This is a genomic window from Achromobacter sp. UBA2119 (genome assembly GCF_002331005.1).
Lineage (GTDB): Bacteria > Pseudomonadota > Gammaproteobacteria > Burkholderiales > Burkholderiaceae_B > Achromobacter > Achromobacter animicus.
In genome coordinates this window covers 24970-42175 of sequence record NZ_DCYD01000006.1, presented here as the reverse complement: position 1 = coordinate 42175, position 17206 = coordinate 24970, and the positions used below count along the sequence as shown (strand labels likewise).

Sequence of the window (17206 nt, the reverse complement as noted above, 5' to 3'; positions counted from 1 at the left end):
CACCATGTCGGATATGCAACTTAATACGCTGAAGCCCGCCGAGGGCTCCAAGCACGCCAAGCGCCGCGTCGGCCGTGGCATCGGTTCGGGTCTGGGTAAGACCGCCGGCCGTGGTCACAAAGGTCAGAAGTCGCGCTCGGGCGGTTTCCACAAGGTTGGCTTCGAAGGCGGTCAAATGCCGCTGCAACGTCGCCTGCCCAAGCGTGGTTTCACCCCGCTGGGTCAACACCTGTATGCACAAGTTCTCTTGTCGGACCTCCAGGCCCTGCCCATCGACGATATCGATGTGCAAGCGCTGAAGGCGGCCGGCGTGATTGGCCAGGCGGTTCGTTACGCCAAGGTCATCAAGTCTGGTGAACTCTCGCGCAAGGTCGTGCTCAAGGGCATTACCGCGACGGCCGGCGCTCGCGCCGCCATCGAAGCCGCGGGCGGCTCGCTTGCTTGATCAGAGGTGACGAGTGGCTAACGCGCAGGCATTGGGCAAATCCGGAGCACGATACGGCGATCTGAAGCGCCGTCTGGTGTTCCTGGTGCTCGCCCTGGTGGTTTACCGTTTGGGTACACACATCCCGGTTCCGGGTATCAACCCGGACGCGCTGGCGGACTTGTTCCGTCAGAACCAGGGCGGGATCCTGGGCCTGTTCAACATGTTCTCGGGCGGAGCGCTCTCGCGTTTCTCGATTTTTGCCCTGGGGATCATGCCGTACATTTCGGCATCCATCATCATGCAGTTGATGTCGGTGGTGGTGCCGTCGCTGGAAGCGCTCAAGAAAGAGGGCGAATCCGGCCGTCGGAAGATTACCCAATACACCCGCTACGGCACGGTCGTGCTGGCGCTGGTGCAAGCCGTGGGCATTTCGGTGGCGTTGGAGTCTCAGCACGGACTGGTGATCGATCCGGGCATGCTGTTCCGCTTCACGACCGTCGTGACTTTGGTCACTGGCACCATGTTCGTCATGTGGCTGGGTGAGCAGATCACGGAACGCGGTCTGGGCAACGGGATTTCCATCTTGATCTTCGCAGGTATCGTGGCGGGTCTTCCCGCGGCGCTGGCTGCACTGTTGGACCTGGTCCGCACCAACGCGATGTCTGTGCTTTCGGCACTGTTCATCGTGGCTCTGGTGGTGCTGGTTACCGCTTTTGTGGTGTTCGTGGAACGCGGACAGCGCAAGATCACGGTGAACTACGCCAAGCGTCAGGTCGGCAACAAGGTCTACGGTGGTCAAAGCTCGCATTTGCCGCTGAAGCTGAACATGGCAGGGGTGATTCCGCCGATCTTCGCGTCGTCGATCATTCTGTTCCCGGCCACGATCACGAGCTGGTTCTCCAGCAGCGAGAACATGCGCTGGCTTAGCGACCTGGCTGCGGCCCTGTCGCCTCGTCAACCGCTCTACATCACGCTGTACTCGGTCGCGATTATTTTCTTCTGCTTTTTCTACACGGCTCTGGTTTTCAACAGCCGCGAAACGGCGGACAACCTGAAGAAGAGTGGTGCGTTTGTTCCGGGCATCCGTCCGGGCGAGCAAACGGCGCGCTACATCGACAAGATCCTGATGCGTTTGACGCTCGCAGGTGCCATCTACATCACGTTGGTGTGCCTGTTGCCGGAATTCTTGGTGATGCGCTGGAACGTTCCCTTCTACTTCGGTGGTACGTCTCTGTTGATCATTGTGGTGGTGACGATGGATTTCATGGCGCAGGTTCAGGCCTACATGATGTCTCACCAGTACGACTCGTTGCTCAAGAAGGCCAACTTCAAGGGCGCGGGTTTGCCGATGCGGTAAGCAAAAGAATGTCCAAGGACGACGTCATTCAGATGCAAGGTGAGGTTCTTGAGAACCTCCCGAACGCGACATTTCGCGTCAAGCTCGAAAACGGCCACGTGGTGTTGGGCCATATTTCCGGCAAGATGCGTATGCATTACATCCGGATCCTGCCGGGTGACAAGGTCACAGTGGAGCTCACGCCCTATGACCTGACGCGAGCCAGGATTGTTTTCCGCTCCAAGTGAGCGAAACCGGATTACGGAAAATTAGGAGTCAACCATGAAAGTAATGGCATCGGTTAAGCGGATCTGCCGCAACTGCAAAGTTATCAAACGTCACGGCGTGGTGCGCGTTATCTGCACCGACCCGCGTCACAAGCAGCGTCAAGGCTAACTCGGGTTAGCGACTACGCAACGGATTTATTCAAGGAACAGTCATGGCCCGTATTGCTGGCATTAACATTCCGCCGCAACAGCACGCCGAGATCGGCCTGACCGCCATTTTTGGCATCGGTCGTACGCGCGCTCGCAAGATTTGCGAAGCGGCAAACGTACCCTTTGACAAAAAGGTCAAGGATCTGAGCGACGCTGAATTGGAACGCGTCCGCGAACATGTTGGTTTGTTCACGGTTGAAGGCGACCTGCGTCGTGAAGTACAGCTCTCGATCAAGCGTTTGATCGACCTGGGAACCTACCGCGGTATGCGTCACAAGCGCGGTTTGCCCGTGCGCGGCCAGCGCACTCGCACCAACGCCCGGACCCGTAAGGGCCCGCGTCGTGCTGCTGCGTCCCTGAAGAAATAATCGAGGAACAGGATTATGGCGAAAGCTTCCACCAGCGGCGCTTCGCGCGTGCGCAAAAAGGTCAAGAAGAACGTCTCGGACGGCATCGCGCACGTTCACGCTTCGTTCAACAACACCATCATCACCATCACCGATCGTCAGGGCAACGCACTGTCGTGGGCCACCTCGGGCGGTGCTGGCTTCAAGGGTTCGCGCAAGTCGACCCCGTTTGCCGCGCAGGTTGCCGCTGAAACGGCTGGCCGCGTTGCGCTCGAGTACGGCATCAAGACGCTGGAAGTCCGCATCAAGGGCCCCGGTCCTGGCCGCGAGTCGTCGGTCCGTGCGCTGAACGCGCTGGGCATCAAGATTTCGTCCATCGCCGACATCACGCCCGTTCCGCACAACGGCTGCCGTCCGCCGAAGCGTCGTCGTATCTAAAGGGAATCCACATGGCACGTTATATTGGACCCAAATGCAAGCTCTCGCGCCGCGAGGGTACTGACCTGTTCCTGAAGAGCGCCCGCCGCTCGCTGGATTCCAAGTGCAAGCTGGATTCCAAGCCTGGCCAACACGGCCGCACTTCGGGTGCCCGCACTTCCGACTACGGCCTGCAGCTGCGCGAAAAGCAAAAGCTGAAGCGCATGTACGGCGTGCTGGAAAAGCAATTCCGCAAGTACTTCGCTGAAGCCGAGCGTCGCCGTGGCAACACCGGCGAAACGCTGATCCAGCTGCTGGAATCGCGTCTGGACAACGTCGTCTACCGCATGGGCTTCGGCTCGACGCGCGCCGAAGCTCGCCAGCTGGTGAGCCACCGCGCCATCGAACTGAACGGCCACACGGCTGACATCGCTTCGATGTTGGTCAAGGCTGGCGACGTCGTCTCGGTTCGTGAAAAGGCCAAGAAGCAAGGCCGTATCAAGGAATCGCTCGACCTGGCCACCAGCATCGGCATCCCCCAGTGGGTGGAAGTCGACGCGGCCAAGCTGACCGGCACGTTCAAGTCGGCCCCCGATCGCGCTGACGTCGCTCGCGACATCAACGAATCGATGGTCGTCGAACTGTACTCGCGTTAATCACGCCTGCCGGCGCCTCCTTCGCAAGGTGCTGGCAAGCTGGTCACGCGACCCGGTTGACCCGTTAGCAAGTCCCGCAGCAGCCCGCTTTCGCCATTTGGTGGAGCGGGCTTTGCGGTAAGTATCGGGCAGCGTTTTTGCGCCGCCCATGGTTTGAGCATCAAGTCTCACCCTGTCCATCAGCCTTATCGGTGTAACGAGCCGAGGGTATTGAAAAGGAACACAGTAAATGTCCACTCAAGGTTTCCTGAAGCCGCGCTCCATTGAAGTCGAACCGGTCGGCACGCACCATGCCAAGATCGTGATGGAGCCGTTCGAGCGTGGCTACGGTCACACGCTGGGCAACGCCCTGCGCCGCATCCTGCTGTCTTCGATGACCGGCTACGCGCCGACCGAAGTCCAGATGACGGGCGTGGTGCATGAATACTCGACCATCCCGGGCGTTCGCGAAGATGTCGTCGACATCCTGCTGAACCTGAAGGGCGTGGTCTTCAAGCTGCACAACCGCGACGAAGTGACGCTGGTTCTGCGCAAGTCCGGCGCCGGCACGGTGCTGGCCAGCGACATCGAGCTGCCGCACGACGTCGAGATCATCAACCCCGGCCACGCCATCTGCAACCTGACGGAAGCAGGCAAGCTGGAAATGCAGATCAAGGTCGAAAAGGGCCGCGGCTACGTGCCGGGCAACGTGCGCGCGCTGTCGGAAGACCGCACCCACACCATCGGCCGTATCGTTCTGGACGCTTCGTTCAGCCCGGTCCGCCGCGTGAGCTACGCCGTTGAAAGCGCCCGCGTTGAACAACGCACCGACCTGGACAAGCTGGTCCTGGACATCGAAACCAACGGCGTGATCTCGCCCGAGGAAGCGGTGCGCCAGTCGGCCCGCATCCTGATGGACCAGATCTCGGTCTTCGCCGCCCTGGAAGGCGCTGGCGATTCGTACGAAGCCCCGGTCCGCGGCACGCCGCAGATCGACCCGGTGCTGCTGCGTCCGGTCGACGACCTGGAGCTGACGGTGCGTTCGGCCAACTGCCTGAAGGCCGAAAACATCTACTACATCGGCGACCTGATCCAGCGTACCGAAAACGAGCTGCTCAAGACCCCGAACCTGGGTCGCAAGTCGCTCAACGAGATCAAGGAAGTGCTGGCTGCACGTGGCCTGACCCTCGGCATGAAGCTCGAGAACTGGCCGCCCCTGGGCCTGGAGCGTCCGTAAGTCTTGAAAGGGTGCCGCCCCTGAAAAGGGGCGTCCCCCGCAGCGCCCGGCCTCACGGCCGGGCAGTTTGCGAAATCGTCGTAAAATGCCCCGTTTTCTACCGGACCGCAGCCTGATTGCAGGCTGATAGAAGAGCCGGCAACCCGATGGCGGAAACGCCTTCTTTAGATTCAAAGGAAACTTATCATGCGTCACGGTAATGGCTTGCGTAAGCTCAACCGCACCAGCAGTCACCGTCTTGCCATGTTCCGCAACATGGCCGTTTCGTTGATCACCCACGAAGCCATCAAGACCACGCTGCCGAAGGCGAAAGAATTGCGCCGCGTCATCGAACCCCTGATCACGCTGGGCAAGGAGCCCACGCTCGCGAACAAGCGTCTGGCTTTTGCCCGTCTGCGCGATCGCGATGCGGTTGTGAAGCTGTTTGCCGAAATCGGCCCGCGCTACGCGGCCCGTAACGGCGGCTACACCCGCGTGCTGAAGATGGGCTTCCGTCAAGGCGACAACGCTCCCATGGCTTTCATGGAGCTGGTTGACCGTCCGGAAGTCGATGAAGCCGCTGAGGACAGCGCCGAGTAATTTCGGCAGCTAGATAAGCGACAAGGGCGGGTCTTCGGACCCGCCCTTGTTTTTTGGGTAGCACGATTGGGCGCTGCGATTCGCGATGGGACGCGAAGGCACCGATCAGGCGTTGCCCGCATCCTCGCGTTCGCGCCCGCCGCGCAACTGCCCCCGCAGCTCCGCGGCTGTGGCGGCCAACACATCCTGGGGCGGCTGAGACGGCATCCTGAAAGTCAGGTCCTGCTGCTCGATGTATTGCGTCGACGTCACGTCTTGCGGGTGATGCATCGGAACGACATGGGCGTGCGCGTGCGCGACATGGATGCCCGTGAACGCAAAACCCACGCGCTCGACGCCGTACAGGCGTTTCATCTGGCGGCCCAGCCGCTGGCCCAGGTTGACGATGCTGGCGGCAAGGTCAGCCGGCATGTCTTCGTAATAGGGATAGTGCTGCTTGGGAATGATGAGCGTGTGCCCGGGGCGCACGGGCTGGATGTCGAGGAAGGCCAGCAGGCGATCGTCTTCGTGGATGACGTGCGCGGGAATCTCGTGACGGGCGATGCGGCAGAACAGGCAGTTGTCGGACATGCTTGCCTCGGCGTGTAAGAGGGCGGCGCGGCGGCCTGGCGCGCGGCGGTTCCGGGAAGGTGGCCGCAATACCGATAAAATACCGCGAGTTACATCCCACGCGGGTATCCCAAGGAGGCTCCATGTTGCGCGATGACGACGTCGTGCTGGTCATCAGCAATGCGCCGGACCTGTTGCTGGCCAAGCGCATTGCGCACGTGCTCGTCGAAGACGGACTGGCCGCGTGCGTGAACCTCGGCGCGCCCGGGTTGTCCATCTACCTGTGGAACGGAGAGGTCGAAGGGACGGAAGAAATCCCCATCCAGATCAAGACGACCTACGCGCGGCATGCCGCCGTCGTGCAGGCCTTGTCGAAAATGCATCCCTACGACGTCCCCGAGATCATCGTGCTGCCGGTCATCGCCGGCGCAGCGCCATACCTGGACTGGGTGCGCGAGCAGACGGCCCTTACGCAGAACAAGAGAAACTGATGTTGCAACTTGCCGGTACGATCGGCGCGCGCGGACGCGCCGAGAGCGCGACCTCCCCCTTTTTCAGGCACTGTCTGATGCTGCTGGCGATGGCCATCCTGCTGTTCGGATGGCAGGCTGCCGCGCGCGCGGATACCGAGTTCCTGGAGCCTGAAAAGGCGTTCGTGTTCAGCGCCAACATGGCGTCCGCGGACACGCTGGAGCTGCACTACAAGGTCGCGCCCGGCTATTACATGTACCGCGAGCGCTTCGCCATTGCCATCAGCCCCGCCGATGCCACCACGTTGGGCGAGGCCGTTTATCCCAAGGGCGAGGTCAAGTACGACCCGACCTTTGAAAAGGACATGGAAGTCTTCCACAAGGACGTGACGATCCGCGTCCCGGTGGGAGCCGGCGGACAGCCGTTCACGCTGACGCTGACGGGCCAGGGCTGTGCGGATGCCGGCCTTTGCTATCCGCCGATGGACAGCACCGTGAAGCTCACGCCCGTGGCAGGTGGATATACGGTGGCGGGCACGGGGCTTGGCGGGGCATTGGCGCCGCAAGCGGCTTCCGGCGGCTTGTCCGCGCTGGTCCATGCCGGAGACACGGGCCTGGCCGACGCGCTGGGTGGCCTGGGATGGATCAAGACGGCTGGCGTGTTTCTGGTGCTGGGCCTGTTGCTGGCCTTCACGCCGTGCGTGCTGCCCATGATCCCCATCCTGTCGTCCATCGTGCTGGGCGGCGCGCAGCAGGAGCGGCCCAGCCGCGGACGCGGATTGGCTTTGGCCGCCACCTACGTGCTGGGCATGTCGGTGGTGTACACCGCGCTGGGCGTGGCTGCCGGCCTGAGCGGCGCGGGCCTTGCGGCCTGGTTGCAGACGCCGTGGATCCTGACCCTCTTTGCCATCCTGCTGACCGTGCTGGCGCTGGCGATGTTCGATGTCTTCACGTTCCAGATGCCGTCGGGTGTGCAGGCGATGCTGTCCGAGCGCTCGTCGCGCGTACCGGGCGGACGCTACACCGGCGCCCTGGTCATGGGCGCCTTGTCGGCGCTGATCGTCGGCCCGTGCGTGGCCGCGCCGCTGGCCGGCGCCTTGCTGTATATCTCGCAGACCGGGGACGTGGTCCTGGGCGGATCGGCGCTGTTTGCGATGGCATGGGGGATGGGCGTGCCGCTGTTGATCGTGGGCGCGTCGTCGTCCGCCTTGCTGCCCAAGGCCGGACCGTGGATGGACGGCGTCAAGCGGCTGTTCGGCATGCTGCTGCTGGCGACCGCGTGGTGGATGCTGATTCCCGTCGTGCCGACGTGGGTCCAGATGACGGGGTGGGCGTTCCTGGCTGTCGTGTCGGCCGTGATGCTGCGCGCCTTCGACGCCTTGCCGCAAGGCGCGGGCGCCGGACGCATGTTCGGCAAGGGCCTGGGCCTGTTGCTTGCCCTAGCGGCCGCGGCGTGGCTCGTCGGTGCGGCCAGTGGCGGGCGCGACGTGCTGCAGCCGCTGTCGCACCTGGCCGCGCGCGGCGAAGCACCGGCTGCCGGCGGCGCCGCCGCGGGCGAGGTGCATTTCACCCGCGTGCGCAGCAATGCCGAGTTGGACGCGCTGCTGGCGCAAAGCACCCGGCCGGTGATGCTGGACTTCTATGCGGACTGGTGCGTGTCGTGCCGCGAAATGGAGCGCTTCACCTTCACGGATCCGGGCGTCGCGCAGCGCATGGCGGGCATGGTGCTGGTGCAGGCGGATGTGACCGCGAACAATGCCGACGACCGCGCGCTGCTCAAGCGCTTCCGGCTGTTCGGCCCGCCGGGCATCATGTTCTTCGAGCCGGGCGGTAAGGAAATCGCGGATGCGCGCGTAGTGGGCTTTCAAGACGCAAAGCGCTTCACGGAATCGCTGGACCGCGTGCTCGTGCGTTGAGGGACGAGCACGCTCGCGGCGGGGCGGGCGCCAGCGTCTGATGCGCGCAACGCGACGACGCTTGCGTTGAATCAAGAAAGGGCGCGATATACCATGATCGCTTCGCTGCCCGCGCGGCGCATCCCACTCCCTCCAGGCCGGCGCCGTGACGTCCCCCACCGTTGATGCAAGTCAGGACCGGAACGGTCTGATTTATCTTCAATTGATGTTCGTCATGGCCACGTGGGGCCTGAACATCGTCTCCATCAAGTATCTGACCCAGCACATGGACATCCAGGCGCTCGCCGCCGTTCGGATCGTCATTGCGTTCATTACCGTCACCCTCATCATCAAGGCGCGCGGCGGCCGTATCCCGAAGTTGGGTAGCGCGCAGCTGGGCTGGGTGGCGCTTGCCGGCTTTCTGGTCGTGTATGCGCACCAGGTGGCGTTGGTGTCGGGTTTGCGGGTGTCGTCGGCGGCCAACGGCACGCTGATCATGGCCACCAGCCCGTTGCTGTCCGCCTTTCTTGCCGCCCTCTTCTACCGTGAAAAACTCACGGCGACCCGCATTGCCGGCGCGCTGCTTGGCCTCCTGGGCGTCGGCATGGTGGTGGTGGGTAGCGGCGCGCAGCTCGGGTTGACCGGCTGGGGCGATGCCGTGGTGTTCGTGGCCGTGCTGGTGTTCGTGTTTGGCGGCCTCGTCATCCAGCGGATGTCACGCATGATGGATCCGCTGGGGATGCTCTGGTACATGTACCTGGCCGGCGGCGTGATGCTGGTGGGACATGCCGCGCTGACGCCGTCCTCGTACCACACTGAGACGTGGCAGATGGCGTGGTGGCCTTGGGCGGTGCTGATGTTTTCAGCGGTGGTCGCGTCCGGTATCAGCAACATCGTGTGGAACGCGGGCATCGCGCGGCTGGGGATCAGCCGCGCCGCGCTGTTCGTGAACTGGCTGCCGATCTTCGGGCTGCTGTTCGCGGCCCTGTTCCTGGACGAGCACGTCACGCTGACGCATGTCGTCGGTCTGGGCTGTGTGCTGGGTGGGACGTGGCTCGGACTGCGCCGCGGCGCGCAGCCGGCGCGGGCTGCCGCCGCAAAGGCTTGATGGCGGGGGATTGCCGGCGTCCTGGCCGGCGGGTGGCGCCGAGCGCAGACGGCCAAAGCCGCCGCGCCCGGAGGTCTTTCTAGCGCTGGTTTTTCAGCAGCTTGGCCGCTTCGATGGCGAAGTACGTCAGGATGCCGTCGGCGCCGGCGCGCTTGAAGGCCAGCAGCGCTTCCATCATGACCTTGTCGTGATCCAGCCAGCCATTGGCGGCGGCCGCCTTGATCATGGCGTATTCGCCGCTGACCTGGTAGGCGAAGGTCGGCACGCGGAACGTGTCCTTGACCCGGCGCAGCACGTCCAGGTAAGGCATGCCCGGCTTGACCATCACCATGTCGGCGCCTTCCTGCAGGTCGCCGGCCACTTCGCGCAGCGCCTCGTCGATGTTGCCCGGATCCATCTGGTAGGCCATCTTGTTGGACTTGCCCAGATTGGTGGCCGAGCCCACGGCATCGCGGAAGGGACCGTAGAACGCGCTGGCGTACTTGGCCGAATACGCCATGATGCGCGTGTGGATGTGGCCGTTGGCCTCGAGCGCGCGACGCACCGCGCCGATGCGGCCGTCCATCATGTCGCTGGGGGCGACCATGTCGACGCCGGCTTCAGCCTGCGTGAGCGCCTGCTTGACCAGGATCTCGACGGTGGGTTCGTTGACCACGTAGCCGTCCGCATCGATGACGCCGTCCTGGCCGTGGCTGGTGTACGGGTCCAGAGCCACATCGCACAGCACGCCCAGTTCCGGGAAACGCGACTTCAGCTCGCGGACCACGCGCGGGATCAGGCCGTCGGGGTTGGTGGCTTCGATGCCGTCCGGGGTCTTCAGCGACGGGTCGATGGCGGGAAAGAGCGACAGCACGGGGATGCCCAGCGCCACGCATTCCTCGGCCACGGGCAGCAGCGTGTCCAGCGAATAGCGGACCACGCCGGGCAGCGAGGCCACAGCCTGCCGCAGGCCGGAGCCTTCAGCGACGAAGACGGGGTAGATCAGGTCATTGACCGTCAGTGCGTTCTCGCGCACCAGACGGCGGGTGAAGTCGTCCCGGCGCAGGCGGCGGGGGCGGGAAACCGGAAACTCAGGGGTGATGATCTGCGGGTTCATGGTACGACCTTGGGGGAAATCCAATTTTCGATATGGGCGCCGGCTTCTTCCAAGCCGATGCGCTCGGGCGCCGAGAAGGGAATCGTATGCAGCGCGCCGATGTCGGCCAGATCCTTGCGGACCGAGAACACGGTGCGCATGCGCTGACCGTACGGCAGCTTGTCGGCCTTGGTCAGCAGCGCCAGCACCGGGCGGCCGGTGGGGGCAATGAAGTTCGCCAGACGCCGGTCCAGTTCTGTCACGCCGCGGCGGATGTCGATGAGCAGCACGATGCCGACGAGCGACTCACGGTCGCGCAGGTAGCCGCCCAGGATGTCCGCCCACTTTTCCTTCTCGTTGCGGGCCACGGACGCATAGCCGTAGCCGGGCAGGTCGACCAGATAGCCGATGTTGGCTTCCGGGTCCAGCGGGTCCGGCAGGCCGAACATGTTGATCAGGCGCGTGCGGCCCGGCGTCTTGCTGGAGAACGCAAGACGGCGCTGGTTGCACAGCACGTTGATGGACGTGGACTTGCCGGCGTTGGAGCGGCCGACAAAGCAGACCTCGGGAGCGCCGGCGGGCGGCAACTGGTCGAGGCGAGCCGCGGAAGTGAGGAAGGAGGCGCGATGTAGGAGGGACACGGATGGCTTTCGATACGGTTGGTTTCGAGCCCTATTGTATAATCCGGCGTTTGCTACAGTGGTCCCCGTGCGCGGAGCCGTCTTTTTTGCTTACTGTTTAGCTGTCATCCAGCCGATAAAAGCCCCTTTCGGGCAGCGCTGACGCAGCTTCGCAGAAAGATCGCAAGCAGGACAAGCAAAACAGGTTCGATACGGTTTTACTGCGAGTGCGGGCAGGCGTGGGCGCCTTTTTGCGCCTTGATCGATGTGATCGTCGAGGTCTTCATGAAGCGTGTGCTGTCCCGGATGTTGGTTGCGAGCGGGCTGTTGCTCGGCGCCTCCGCCCTCTCTGCTACGAGTTTCGCCGCCAATGGCGCTGCGGGCCCGGCCAAACCAGATGCCGCCAAGGGCGGTCAGCTGTTTGACCAAGGCGACGCGGCCCGCGGCATCATTGCCTGTGCCTCCTGTCACGGCGCGGCGGGTAACAGCACCATTCCGGTGAACCCGAACCTGGCCGCGCAGCCGCACGAATACCTGGCCAAGCAGCTTGCCGACTTCAAGGTGAAGGAAGGCGCCAAAGCGCCTGTTCGCAACGGCCCGGGCGGCAATCCCAGCCCCATGACCGTCATGGTGCAGAACCTGACGCCGGCCGACATGCAGAACATCGCGCTGTACCTGGCAACGCAGCCGCTCAAAGAGCCCGCCACGGCTGGCCATGAGAACCTGGTTGAGCTAGGTCAAAAGATCTGGCGTGGCGGTTTGCCAGACCGCAACGTCCCGGCTTGCGCGGCATGCCATTCTGCCAATGGCGCCGGGATTCCCGGTCAGTACCCCCGTCTGTCGGGCCAGTTCCCCGTGTACATCGAAGAGCAACTGAAGCTTTTCCGTAGCGGCGACCGCAAGAACGACGTCATGCATGCCATCGCGGACCGCATGTCGGACGCCGACATCAAGGCGGTGTCGGATTACGCGGCCGGCCTTCGGTAAACGATCGGCCGCAACGTGCGCGGCCGGTCCGCGTTGATGCAACTTGCGCGCGCCGGAACCTCGTTCCGTCACGCACTGTCTATGAGGGGGGTAGCCGATAGCGCGGCCCCCCTTTTTTCATGAATTCGACTCGAACCCACTCCCGCCCCTCTCTGCGCAGCCTGCCAGGCGATCTCTTTGAACTTCTGGGTTCGATGCGTTTTGCCGTCAGCCTGCTGATGTTCATCTGCGTGGCCAGCCTCGTGGGAACGGTGCTGCAGCAGAACCGCTCGTCCAACAACTACATCGACCAGTTCGGCCCGTTCTGGTTTGAAGTGTTCGACAAGTTCTCCATCTGGCACGTCTACAACAGCTGGTGGTTCCTGCTGATCATGGGCTTTCTGGTCGTGTCGACCTCGGTGTGCCTGATCCGCAATGCGCCCAAGATGCTGCGCGACGCCCGCTCGTTCCGCGAGCATGTGCGCGAAGGCAGCCTGCGCGCGTTTCCGCACCGTGTGGAAACCAACGAGCCCACCGGCGTGCCGCAGACCGTGACCGGCTTGAAGGCGCTGCTTGGCCGCATGGGGTATGCGGTGCGCGTGCGCGAGGACCAGGATGGCCTCCTGCTGGCGGCCAAGAAGGGCAGCGCAAACCGACTGGGTTATGTGTTTGCCCACGCGGCCATGGTCATCATCTGTATCGGCGGCCTGCTCGACAGCGAGTTGCCGGTGCGCCTGCAGGTCATGTTTGGCGGCAAGCAGCCCATCGTCGACAACATGCTGATTTCCGAAGTGCCGGACAGCGGGCGCCTGTCGGTCAACAATCCGAGCTTTCGCGCGAGCGTCCTCGTGCCCGAGGGCGGCCAGGCCAGCACCGCGGTCGTGATGGTGGGCGACGGCGCCCTGGTGCAGCCGATGCCCTTCACGCTCAAGCTCAAGAAGTTCGTCGTCGACTACTACTCCACCGGCATGCCCAGCCGCTTCGCCAGCGAAGTCGAGGTCACGGACCCGGACACCGGCAAAACCTTCGATTCCACCATCGAGGTCAACGAACCGCTGCGCTTCAAGGGCATGACGGTCTATCAATCCAGCTTTGACGATGGCGGCAGCACGGTCGCGCTCAAGGGTTATCCGCTGGTGGGAGCCAACGACGCCACGTTCTCGGTCGATGGTACCGTCGGCAAGACCAGCGAGCTCACCGCGCAGACGGCCAAGGGGCCGCGCAGCATGGGCATCGAGATCACGGCCATGCGTCCCATCAACGTCGAGGACCTGACCCGCGGCGACCCCAAGGGCGCCGACCAGAGCTTTGCGGATCATGTGGCGTCGGTTGCCGGCAGCGCGGCCGGCAAGAAGAACGAGAACCTGCGCAACGTGGGGCCCAGCGTCGAGTACAAGCTGATCGACGATGCGGGCCAGGCGCACGAATTCCAGAACTACATGCTGCCCGTCGAGCTGGACGGCGCGGCCGTGTTCCTGGCCGGCGTGCGCAACAACGCGTCCGAGCCGTTCCGCTATCTGCGCATTCCGGCCGACGACGACAGCACCATCGCTGAATTCATGCGGCTGCGCGCCACCCTGGCCGATCCGGCCGCCCGCAAGGAAGCCGCCCGCCGCTTTGCCGAACGCAACAGCCCTTCGGGCGCGGACCGCCAACCGCTGGAGACCGCGGCAGAGCGCGCGCTGGACACCTTTGCCGCCGGCGGCCTGCAGGCCGTTGCGTCTTTCCTGCAAGCCAATACGCCCGCCCAGGATCTTGAGCGCGCGGCCGATGTCGTGATCCGCCTGATCGGCGCCAGCATGAACGAATTGCGCGCCATCGCGCGCGAACGCGCGGGCCAGCCGCCCGTCCCCGTCGAAGGCCAGGAAGGCGAACGCGCGGCGGTGTGGTCGCGGCTGGCAGTGGCGGCGCTGTCCGACCTGACCGTCTACCCCGCGCCGGTGTTCCTGTCGCTGGCCGACTTCAATCACGTGCAGGCCAGCGTGTTCCAGGTCAGCCGCACGCCGGGCAAAAACACGGTCTACCTGGGCAGCCTGCTGCTGGTCCTGGGCGTGTTCTCCATGTTCTACATTCGCGATCGTCGTGTCTGGATCTGGGTCAAGCCGCAAGGCGGCGGCAGCAGCGTCCTGGCGGCCATGACGTCTCAGAAGCGTACACTTGACTTCAATCAAGAGTTTGAACGCTTCAAGCAGGCGCTGCTGCGCCAGAAAAAAGGGTCCTGAGGTTATTTATGTCCACGACGACCACCACGCAACCCCCGTCGCCTGAAACGCTCTGGCAGGACGCCTTATCCGAAACCGGCGACAGCCGCGCGCAACGCGGCAAGCCCGACTGGACCGACATCGTCTTCTTTTTGCTGCTGGCAGCGGGCGCGGGATTCGCGCTGACCCGCTACGGGCACGCGATGGACTACTACGAGAAGATCATCCTGTGCGGCACGGTGCCCGCGGTGGCCTGGCTAGGCTGGCTGTGGCGGCCGCTGCGCCGGCTGATGATCGCCTGTGCGATCTCGTCGGGCCTGGCGCTGATGCTCTATGGCACCGACCTCGCCCGCGCCGAGCAGGTGTTCTTCCTGAAGTTTCTGTTTTCCTCGCAGTCCGCCATTCTTTGGATGAGTGCGCTGTTTGCGCTGTCGATGGTGTGCTACTGGATCGGCCTTTTCAGCCCGACGGCCGCCTGGCTGGGCACGGCGCTGAATTGGGGCGCGGTGTTTGCTGGCGTCACGGGTCTGCTCGTGCGCTGGCGCGAGGGCCATCTGATGGGTCCGGACCTGGGTCATATCCCGGTCAGCAACCTGTATGAAGTCTTCGTGCTGTTTTGCCTCATCACGGCGCTGTTCTATCTGTACTACGAACGCAAGTACGCCACGCGCGCGCTGGGCGGCTTCGTGATGCTGGTGGTCACCTCGGCCGTCGTGTTCCTGCTCTGGTATTCGTTCACGCGCGACGCGGGACAGATCCAGCCGCTGGTGCCCGCGCTAAAAAGCTGGTGGATGAAACTGCACGTGCCCGCCAATTTCATCGGCTACGGCACGTTCTCGCTGGCGGCGATGGTGGGCTTCGCGTACCTGGTCAAGCAGCACGGTCAGACCACGTCGTGGGCCAAGCTGGCGCCGCTGTTCATCCTGGGTGTGTTGCTATGCGCCGAGCCGATGGTGTTCCGCACCGATGGCCTGTCGGCCACCTGGATGCTGTACTTCGGCGTGGGCGCGGTGATCGTGGGCGCCATTCTTCTGGGCCGCCGCCGCATCGCGGAGGCGCTACCCTCGCTGGAAGTGCTGGACGACATCATGTATCGCGCCATCGCGATCGGGTTCGCCTTCTTCACGGTGGCCACCATTTTGGGGGCGCTGTGGGCCGCCGACGCGTGGGGCGCGTACTGGCAGTGGGACCCGAAGGAAACCTGGGCGCTGATCGTCTGGCTGAATTACGCCGCCTGGCTGCACATGCGGCTTATCAAGGGCCTGCGTGGCGCGATGGCTGCCTACTGGGCGCTGATAGGCCTGTTGATCACGGGGTTTGCGTTCCTGGGCGTGAACATGTTCCTGTCGGGCCTGCACTCGTACGGCCAGCTTTAACGCCGTAAATATCCCGGCAGACGAACGAAGGCCCCTGCATGCAGGGGCCTTTGTCTTTGCCGACGCCCGTTCAGGGTAGCAGCGATTCGCCGCGAAGCTGGTCCGCCAGGGTTTCGCGCTGGCGCACGACATAGTATTTGTCGCCGTCGACCATGACCTCGGCCGGACGCCCGCGCGAGTTGTAGTTGCTGGCCATGGTCATGCCGTAGGCGCCGGCCGATTCCACCGCCAGCACGTCGCCTTGGCGGATGGTCAGCAGGCGCTGTTTGGCGAGCCAGTCGGCGCTTTCGCATACAGGGCCGACGAGGTCGTATTCGGCGGGGTCGCCGGCGCGCGGGTGCAGCGGCTGCACGCCATGGAACGCGTCATAGAGCGCCGGGCGCAGCAGGTCGTTCATGGCTGCGTCGACGATGGCGAAATTGCGGGCTTCGGCGTGCTTGATGTACTGGACGGTGGTGAGCAGCACGCCGGCGTTGCCGACGAGCGAGCGTCCCGGTTCCAGCACCAGTTGCAGATGACCTTGGCCGCGCGCGTTCAACCGTTCAAAAACGCGGTCGAGCAGGGCGCGGGGCGAAGGCGGCGTCTCGTCCAGGTAGCGGATGCCCAGTCCACCGCCCAGGTCCAGGTGTTCGATAGCGATGCCCGCCTGTTGCAGGCTTTCGATCAGGTCCAGCAGCTTTTCGAGGGCATCGAAGTAGGGACTGATGTCGGTGAGCTGCGAGCCGATGTGGCAGTCCACGCCGACGATCCGAAGACCGGGCAGCGACTGCGCGGTGCGGTAGGCCTCGAGCGCGTCGCCGATGGCGATGCCGAACTTGTTTTCCTTCAGGCCGGTCGAGATGTACGGGTGCGTGCGGGCGTCGACGTCCGGGTTCACGCGCAGCGACACGGGGGCGCGCAGGCCCATGTGTGCCGCGACGTCGGATAGGCGGTGCAGTTCGTCGACCGATTCGACGTTGAAGCACTTTACGCCAGCGCGCAGCGCATCGCGCATTTCCCAGGCCTGCTTGCCCACGCCTGAGAACACGATGCGCGAAGCATCGGCGCCGGCGGTAAGCGCGCGATGCAGTTCGCCGCCGGACACGATGTCAAAGCCGGCGCCCAACCGCGCAAATTCGCCGAGCACGGCCAGATTGGAGTTGGCCTTCATGCCATAGCAGACGAGCACCGGACGCGGTCCGATGGCGCTGCAATAGGATTGCCACGCGGCTTTCAGCGCCGCGCGGGAGTAGACGTAAAGGGGTGTTCCCAACCGTTCGGCCAGATGGTCAAGCGGCACATCTTCGGCGTACAACACATTATTGCGGTACTGGAAGTAGGGATGGCCGGCCAGGTCTGGCGGAGTGGGGAACGGTGGCGTCATGGGAGGGGCGGGGCGGGAGGGATCTGCACCGGCGGCGCGGTCTGCTGCGTACTGGCCGGCGCCTTGCTGCCTTCAGGGGGCGGCGGCATGTAGAGCGGCCCCTTGTACCCGCAGGCCGCCACGATGCCGGTCGCCATGAGCGTGGCTACAATGCGAAGAGCCATGCGG

General features: G+C 63.9%; 20 protein-coding genes. 15 read left to right on the top strand and 5 right to left on the bottom strand.

Annotated elements, in window-relative coordinates; genetic code table 11:
• Positions 1-4 precede the first annotated feature (4 nt).
• The 9 genes from rplO (at position 5) to rplQ (ending at position 5415) form a co-directional block, all read left to right on the top strand.
• The gene (gene rplO, locus B3098_RS03495; RefSeq protein WP_175124781.1) at positions 5-445 is read left to right on the top strand and encodes a 50S ribosomal protein L15; all 441 of its coding nucleotides are present in this window, start codon (positions 5-7) and stop codon (positions 443-445) included.
• Positions 446-458: 13 nt separating this feature from the next.
• Positions 459-1784 carry a preprotein translocase subunit SecY gene (gene secY / locus B3098_RS03490; RefSeq protein ID WP_286891707.1) on the top strand — a complete coding sequence of 442 codons (1326 nt, stop codon included), beginning with the start codon at positions 459-461 and terminating at the stop codon, positions 1782-1784.
• Between the two features lie 8 nt (positions 1785-1792).
• Positions 1793-2011 (top strand): translation initiation factor IF-1, encoded by a 219-nt coding sequence (gene infA, locus B3098_RS03485; RefSeq protein ID WP_003806927.1) that lies wholly within the window; start codon positions 1793-1795, stop codon positions 2009-2011.
• A gap of 34 nt (positions 2012-2045) precedes the next feature.
• Entirely contained in the window at positions 2046-2159 is a 114-nt protein-coding gene (rpmJ, locus tag B3098_RS03480; protein WP_003806928.1) for a 50S ribosomal protein L36, read from the top strand.
• Between the two features lie 43 nt (positions 2160-2202).
• Entirely contained in the window at positions 2203-2568 is a 366-nt protein-coding gene (gene rpsM, locus B3098_RS03475; RefSeq protein WP_008168996.1) for a 30S ribosomal protein S13, read from the top strand.
• Positions 2569-2583: 15 nt separating this feature from the next.
• A complete protein-coding gene (gene rpsK / locus B3098_RS03470) occupies positions 2584-2985 on the top strand; it encodes a 30S ribosomal protein S11 (RefSeq protein ID WP_006216516.1) in 402 nt (133 codons plus the stop codon).
• Between the two features lie 11 nt (positions 2986-2996).
• Complete coding sequence (rpsD, locus tag B3098_RS03465; RefSeq protein WP_175124780.1) at positions 2997-3620, top strand: 30S ribosomal protein S4; 624 nt, start codon at positions 2997-2999, stop codon at positions 3618-3620.
• 229 nt (positions 3621-3849) lie between these two features.
• Positions 3850-4836 (top strand): DNA-directed RNA polymerase subunit alpha, encoded by a 987-nt coding sequence (locus B3098_RS03460; protein WP_008169002.1) that lies wholly within the window; start codon positions 3850-3852, stop codon positions 4834-4836.
• A 186-nt stretch (positions 4837-5022) separates the two neighbouring features.
• Positions 5023-5415, top strand: coding sequence for a 50S ribosomal protein L17 (gene rplQ, locus B3098_RS03455; protein WP_006389635.1), 393 nt, complete (start codon positions 5023-5025; stop codon positions 5413-5415).
• Positions 5416-5520: 105 nt separating this feature from the next.
• Here the strand turns inward: rplQ and B3098_RS03450 are convergent, their stop codons facing one another.
• Complete coding sequence (locus tag B3098_RS03450; protein WP_286890889.1) at positions 5521-5985, bottom strand: HIT family protein; 465 nt, start codon at positions 5983-5985, stop codon at positions 5521-5523.
• 122 nt (positions 5986-6107) lie between these two features.
• Between B3098_RS03450 and cutA the strand changes: the two genes are divergently transcribed.
• The 3 genes from cutA (at position 6108) to B3098_RS03435 (ending at position 9437) form a co-directional block, all read left to right on the top strand.
• Positions 6108-6455 carry a divalent-cation tolerance protein CutA gene (gene cutA / locus B3098_RS03445; protein ID WP_279971520.1) on the top strand — a complete coding sequence of 116 codons (348 nt, stop codon included), beginning with the start codon at positions 6108-6110 and terminating at the stop codon, positions 6453-6455.
• The gene (dsbD, locus tag B3098_RS03440) at positions 6455-8350 is read left to right on the top strand and encodes a protein-disulfide reductase DsbD (RefSeq protein WP_414631258.1); all 1896 of its coding nucleotides are present in this window, start codon (positions 6455-6457) and stop codon (positions 8348-8350) included. The genes cutA and dsbD overlap by 1 nt, the downstream gene beginning before the upstream one ends.
• Positions 8351-8555: 205 nt before the next feature.
• Entirely contained in the window at positions 8556-9437 is an 882-nt protein-coding gene (locus B3098_RS03435) for a DMT family transporter (protein ID WP_286891781.1), read from the top strand.
• 79 nt (positions 9438-9516) lie between these two features.
• On the opposite strand, the gene hemB is transcribed toward B3098_RS03435, so the two are convergent.
• Positions 9517-10533: a porphobilinogen synthase gene (hemB, locus tag B3098_RS03430; protein WP_239216356.1), complete on the bottom strand. Its 1017-nt coding sequence runs from the start codon at positions 10531-10533 to the stop codon at positions 9517-9519.
• Positions 10530-11153: a ribosome biogenesis GTP-binding protein YihA/YsxC gene (gene yihA / locus B3098_RS03425; protein ID WP_279971524.1), complete on the bottom strand. Its 624-nt coding sequence runs from the start codon at positions 11151-11153 to the stop codon at positions 10530-10532. Before yihA ends, hemB begins: the two co-directional genes overlap by 4 nt.
• 264 nt (positions 11154-11417) lie before the next feature.
• Between yihA and B3098_RS03420 the strand changes: the two genes are divergently transcribed.
• From B3098_RS03420 to ccsB, 3 genes are all read left to right on the top strand, one after another.
• On the top strand, positions 11418-12119 hold the full coding sequence (locus B3098_RS03420; RefSeq protein ID WP_175124857.1) for a c-type cytochrome: 702 nt from the start codon (positions 11418-11420) through the stop codon (positions 12117-12119).
• A gap of 119 nt (positions 12120-12238) precedes the next feature.
• Entirely contained in the window at positions 12239-14320 is a 2082-nt protein-coding gene (locus B3098_RS03415; protein ID WP_286890882.1) for a cytochrome c biogenesis protein ResB, read from the top strand.
• Between the two features lie 8 nt (positions 14321-14328).
• Complete coding sequence (ccsB, locus tag B3098_RS03410; protein ID WP_175136918.1) at positions 14329-15675, top strand: c-type cytochrome biogenesis protein CcsB; 1347 nt, start codon at positions 14329-14331, stop codon at positions 15673-15675.
• Positions 15676-15745: 70 nt separating this feature from the next.
• Here the strand turns inward: ccsB and lysA are convergent, their stop codons facing one another.
• On the bottom strand, positions 15746-17038 hold the full coding sequence (lysA, locus tag B3098_RS03405; protein WP_286890878.1) for a diaminopimelate decarboxylase: 1293 nt from the start codon (positions 17036-17038) through the stop codon (positions 15746-15748).
• Positions 17035-17202 (bottom strand): LPS translocon maturation chaperone LptM, encoded by a 168-nt coding sequence (gene lptM, locus B3098_RS03400; protein ID WP_286890876.1) that lies wholly within the window; start codon positions 17200-17202, stop codon positions 17035-17037. Before lptM ends, lysA begins: the two co-directional genes overlap by 4 nt.
• Positions 17203-17206: the final 4 nt, after the last annotated feature.

Coding starts and splice junctions, on each gene's coding strand:
- rplO (WP_175124781.1), top strand. CDS start 5: ATGTCGGATATGCAACTTAATACGCTGAAGCCCGCCGAGGGCTCCAAG.
- infA (WP_003806927.1), top strand. CDS start 1,793: ATGTCCAAGGACGACGTCATTCAGATGCAAGGTGAGGTTCTTGAGAAC.
- rpmJ (WP_003806928.1), top strand. CDS start 2,046: ATGAAAGTAATGGCATCGGTTAAGCGGATCTGCCGCAACTGCAAAGTT.
- rpsM (WP_008168996.1), top strand. CDS start 2,203: ATGGCCCGTATTGCTGGCATTAACATTCCGCCGCAACAGCACGCCGAG.
- rpsK (WP_006216516.1), top strand. CDS start 2,584: ATGGCGAAAGCTTCCACCAGCGGCGCTTCGCGCGTGCGCAAAAAGGTC.
- rpsD (WP_175124780.1), top strand. CDS start 2,997: ATGGCACGTTATATTGGACCCAAATGCAAGCTCTCGCGCCGCGAGGGT.
- B3098_RS03460 (WP_008169002.1), top strand. CDS start 3,850: ATGTCCACTCAAGGTTTCCTGAAGCCGCGCTCCATTGAAGTCGAACCG.
- rplQ (WP_006389635.1), top strand. CDS start 5,023: ATGCGTCACGGTAATGGCTTGCGTAAGCTCAACCGCACCAGCAGTCAC.
- B3098_RS03450 (WP_286890889.1), bottom strand. CDS start 5,985: ATGTCCGACAACTGCCTGTTCTGCCGCATCGCCCGTCACGAGATTCCC.
- cutA (WP_279971520.1), top strand. CDS start 6,108: ATGTTGCGCGATGACGACGTCGTGCTGGTCATCAGCAATGCGCCGGAC.
- dsbD (WP_414631258.1), top strand. CDS start 6,455: ATGTTGCAACTTGCCGGTACGATCGGCGCGCGCGGACGCGCCGAGAGC.
- B3098_RS03435 (WP_286891781.1), top strand. CDS start 8,556: ATGTTCGTCATGGCCACGTGGGGCCTGAACATCGTCTCCATCAAGTAT.
- hemB (WP_239216356.1), bottom strand. CDS start 10,533: ATGAACCCGCAGATCATCACCCCTGAGTTTCCGGTTTCCCGCCCCCGC.
- B3098_RS03420 (WP_175124857.1), top strand. CDS start 11,418: ATGAAGCGTGTGCTGTCCCGGATGTTGGTTGCGAGCGGGCTGTTGCTC.
- B3098_RS03415 (WP_286890882.1), top strand. CDS start 12,239: ATGAATTCGACTCGAACCCACTCCCGCCCCTCTCTGCGCAGCCTGCCA.
- ccsB (WP_175136918.1), top strand. CDS start 14,329: ATGTCCACGACGACCACCACGCAACCCCCGTCGCCTGAAACGCTCTGG.
- lysA (WP_286890878.1), bottom strand. CDS start 17,038: ATGACGCCACCGTTCCCCACTCCGCCAGACCTGGCCGGCCATCCCTAC.
- lptM (WP_286890876.1), bottom strand. CDS start 17,202: ATGGCTCTTCGCATTGTAGCCACGCTCATGGCGACCGGCATCGTGGCG.